The following is a 3,853-nucleotide window of genomic DNA, read 5'->3' as shown; positions in this document are numbered from 1 at the left end:
GATGCGGCCTTCGGCCTTATCCGCCCTACGCGAACTGCCGTGCTATCCGTAGGGGCCGAGCGCAGCGATTAGACGCCGCATCCGCCGTCACCCAGATGCAATCAAAATCCGCCATGTCACAGGCAGTCGCGTAGGGCGGATAAGCCGAAGGCGCATCCGCCGTTAACCACCAGGCTCTCAAACCAACGCGGCGATGTAGGCTAACCACCCCGGCTGGTTATCCATTTTCTTGCGCTCCCGAAAACTGCCATCGGCCACATCCCAATAGATGTGCAGCTTTTTGAAGCCGGCCTCGGTCAGCAGCTCGCGAATTTCCACCATGGACCACTGGCGCCATACGTATTTAAACGCGCGCTTCATTTCACTGCCGTCCCGAAACCGGAAGTGAATGTAATTGACCGCCACATTGGTCATCGGATCGAAACTGTGCTGGTCCCACACATAGGTAAAGCCGCCTTCGATCTTGCGGGCCTCCTCCATGACCTCCTGGGATTCCCAGCCGCCGTACATATCCAGGAAGAAGATTCCGTCTTTTACCAGAGACTTTCGCACCGACTTGAAGTAGCGGACCATCTCTGCCCGCTCCTGAAAAATCCAGTAACTGAAGTTCATGGCATTGACCAGATCGAACTTCTCCCGGGTGACCTGACGCACATCGCGCTGAGCGAGTGTGACCCGATTGCCCGGCTCCCCGAAGGGCTTGAGGTTGTTTTCGATTCCCCACTGCAACACATCCGGATCGATATCCACGCCGAGCGCGGTGCGCTTTTTGTGGCTGTCCACCCAGTGACCACACAATAGCGCGGTACCACAGAAGTCTTCACGCATGGCGTAAGGGCGGCGTTTGCGCAGCTTTTTAAACGTCTTGTCAAAGAACTCCACCTCGAACTCCGGTGCCTGAACACTGCGCTGATACAGATCGTGTCGGTCCGAGTTCTTGGCCGTAAAACGGGGTTTGGACTTTCTCTTTGGCAAAGTGACCTCCGGGCTTTGAGTGACAGCGGGTATAATAGCAGGCTCATGCACCCCACCCCCAAACAGTGCTAAAGTAGCGCCCATGACCTCATCGCTGATCCCCGAAAAACCCCTGCTGTTCTCGCCCTCACTGGCCGCCACCATTGGCCTGGAAGAAGCGATTCTGCTCAGCGCCCTCAGCGATGTCGCCCACTACCGGCCGGGCACCTATCGGCAGGGGCATCACTGGCTCAAGCTCGAAGCGCCGCAACTGCAATCGCTGCTGCCCTTCTGGAGCGACCAGGACCTGCAGCGGGTGAGCAAAAGCCTGCGGGACAAGGGGATCATCCTGATCGAGTCCGCCCCCTACACCGAAAGCCGCCAGCTGCTGTTTGCCTTCAACGAAACCGACCGGACCCAGAGCGCCACGGCCGCTCCCGCCGCCCACAACCCGGACCCGCAGACCGGAGCCAACCGGATCAGCCCCCACTGGCGACCGGATGCCGAGCTGATGCGGCACATCGCCCAGCACAACATTCCGGACCACTTTGTGCGCGAGCAATTGCCGGAGTTCATTGCCTACTGGCGCGAGCGTGGCGAGAGCCACCACGCCTGGGGAGCCAAGTTCCTCAAGCATCTGCTGCGCCAGTGGCGCGAGGCCCAGACCGAGCACCAGGTCCGCCGCGACCGGGAGGTCGCCATGCACAGCGGCTGGCGGCCCAGCCGGGATGCGCTGGAAGTGCTGGTCAAGCACGCCAATATCAGCCTGGCGTTCATCGAGGACGCCATTCCCGAGTTCGTGCTCTACTGGCAGGAGCGGGGCGATGTGGGGCGCACCTGGAACAGCAAATTCATCCAGCACGTCAAACGCCAGTGGCTCAGGTATAATGCCGCTCTTGAGCACGATACCGAGCCGCGGCGCATCCCGGAGAACTGGCAGCCCAGTCAGGATGTGTACGACGTGCTCAAACTGGCCAATATCGACCTGGCGTTCGCCCAGCGCCAGGTGCCGGAGTTCGTGCTCTACTGGCGCGACAGCAACCAGGTGCACAGCTCCTGGAACACCAAGTTTCTGCAGCACGTAAAGTATCATTGGGCACGCCAGCACGCTCTGACCACGCACAACCCACAGGCAGGCCAACATGCAGGACAGCAAGACCCTTCTCGACCAGGCACAACGCGCGATCGCAGCCTCGTCCAGGACCTCACCGACCGAAGCTGGGCCCGCTGAACAGCAGCGCCGGGCCGCGACCGATGGGCATATTGATGCCCTCAACGAGGCCTTTGCCCTGTTCCGCATCAATTACCATAACCAGTACTACAAGGCCTACAGCGACACCCAGGTGCTCAACCAGATCAAAAAGCTCTGGCTGGACAGCCTGACCCGCTTCGAGCCGGACACCATCCGCCGGGGCGCGCGCAAGGTCATTGAAGAGTCCGAGTTTCTGCCAACCCTGAACCGCATGATGCGCGCCTGCCAGGGCGACCCGACCGAGTTTGGCCTGCCGGACGCCCACAGTGCCTATGTGGAAGCCTGCCGGGCACCGAGCCCCAAAGCGGCCCAGCACTGGAGCCATCCGGCGGTATACCACGCGGGCCTGGCCAGCGACTGGTTTTTCCTGGCCAGCAGTGCCGAGAAAGTGGCTTTCCCGGTGTTTGAACGTCACTACCAGCGCTTTTGCGAACAGGTGATGAACGGCGCGGAGTTACCCCTCCCCCAGGCGCCGGCCCTTCCCGAAACCACCGAAACGCCCCTGTCGGCCGATGAGAACCACCAGCGGCTGGAGGCACTCCGGCGCGAGCTGGATCTCTGATCCTTTGCCCGCCCAACGACGTAACTCTTTGTTTGGATTGATGTATTAGAAGGTGATTGTATGAAGCAGGGTTTCACCCAGTGGTTACTGGGCCTGGGCCTGGTGGCCTTTCCTCTTGGCTGTCTGGTGCTGACGTTTTACCTGGCCTACCACCCGCCCCAGCCCATGGAAGAGTCCGTGGCTGGTCGGCAGGAGCCACCAGCGGTACCGCGCCCCGCCGAGGTAAAGCAGCTACCGGATTTTGCCAGCATCGGCCATATCCCCGATCGCAAACGGGCCTTTTTTGAGATGCTGATCCCCATGGTTGAGTGGCGCAATCATCAGTTGGAGCAGCTGCGCGAAGACGTCATTGACATGCGCTCGGTGCTCGCCGCCGACAAGAGCCTCAGCAGCCGCCAGCGGGCCCAGCTTGAGCGCCTGCGTATCCATTTCCGCGTGGATGAAGACAACTACCCGAACGCCTCGGACGCCCTGGACGAGCTGCACAAGCGGGTGGACATACTCCCGTTGGAGATGGTTCTGGCTCAAGGGGCGGCAGAATCTGGCTGGGGTACCTCGCGCTTCGCCCAGGAAGCAAACAATCTGTTCGGCCAGTGGTGTTACCGGAAAGGCTGCGGCCTGGTTCCCAACGCCCGCTCGGACGACATGAGTCACGAAGTACAGAAGTTTGCTACGGTGAATGAGGCCGTATCGACCTATTTCCGCAACATCAACACCAACCGGGCCTACCGGGAGGTGCGGGAGATTCGCGCTCAACAGCGTGCTCAGGACATGGCACCCACGGGTATGGCGATGGTGCAGGGACTGATCCGGTATTCGAGCCGCGGACAGGCGTATATTGAGGAGCTCAAGGAACTGATCAGCTACAACGAACTGGAGCAGGTACATGAAGCCTGGTTGACGCCGGAGGAGCCCGAAGTCCCCGCGAAGGCCGAAGCAGAACCCCAGACCGAGGCGGGGTAACGGCTGCACCTGACGGGTAATAAGCTGCGCGCTCCGATGTGTCAGACCGACCCGACCGAGGGAACGAGTGGCTGGACCGGGCTGACTATCGTCGGGTTACGCCTTCGGCTAACCCGACCTAC

Annotated in this window: 4 protein-coding genes; 3 read left to right on the top strand and 1 reads right to left on the bottom strand. The window is 60.8% G+C overall.

The window, feature by feature from the left end:
* Positions 1 to 177: 177 nt before the first annotated feature.
* A complete protein-coding gene (locus B3187_RS05370) occupies positions 178 to 975 on the bottom strand; it encodes a class I SAM-dependent methyltransferase (RefSeq protein ID WP_286804978.1) in 798 nt (265 codons plus the stop codon).
* Positions 976 to 1,057: 82 nt separating this feature from the next.
* Between B3187_RS05370 and B3187_RS05365 the strand changes: the two genes are divergently transcribed.
* The 3 genes from B3187_RS05365 to B3187_RS05355 are packed head-to-tail and all read left to right on the top strand — an operon-like array spanning position 1,058 to position 3,731.
* Entirely contained in the window at positions 1,058 to 2,185 is a 1,128-nt protein-coding gene (locus tag B3187_RS05365) for a DnaT-like ssDNA-binding domain-containing protein (RefSeq protein WP_286804975.1), read from the top strand.
* Positions 2,097 to 2,768, top strand: coding sequence for a replication protein P (locus B3187_RS05360; protein WP_123638347.1), 672 nt, complete (start codon positions 2,097 to 2,099; stop codon positions 2,766 to 2,768). Before B3187_RS05365 ends, B3187_RS05360 begins: the two co-directional genes overlap by 89 nt.
* 60 nt (positions 2,769 to 2,828) lie before the next feature.
* On the top strand, positions 2,829 to 3,731 hold the full coding sequence (locus B3187_RS05355; RefSeq protein WP_286804974.1) for a glucosaminidase domain-containing protein: 903 nt from the start codon (positions 2,829 to 2,831) through the stop codon (positions 3,729 to 3,731).
* Positions 3,732 to 3,853 lie beyond the last annotated feature (122 nt).

This window comes from Marinimicrobium sp. UBA4209 (assembly GCF_002381585.1).
Classification (GTDB): domain Bacteria; phylum Pseudomonadota; class Gammaproteobacteria; order Pseudomonadales; family Cellvibrionaceae; genus Marinimicrobium; species Marinimicrobium koreense.
The sequence above is the reverse complement of the archived record's forward strand: the minus strand, read 5'-3'. Positions and strand labels throughout refer to the sequence as shown.

Coding starts and splice junctions, on each gene's coding strand:
- B3187_RS05365 (WP_286804975.1), top strand. CDS start 1,058: ATGACCTCATCGCTGATCCCCGAAAAACCCCTGCTGTTCTCGCCCTCA.
- B3187_RS05360 (WP_123638347.1), top strand. CDS start 2,097: ATGCAGGACAGCAAGACCCTTCTCGACCAGGCACAACGCGCGATCGCA.
- B3187_RS05355 (WP_286804974.1), top strand. CDS start 2,829: ATGAAGCAGGGTTTCACCCAGTGGTTACTGGGCCTGGGCCTGGTGGCC.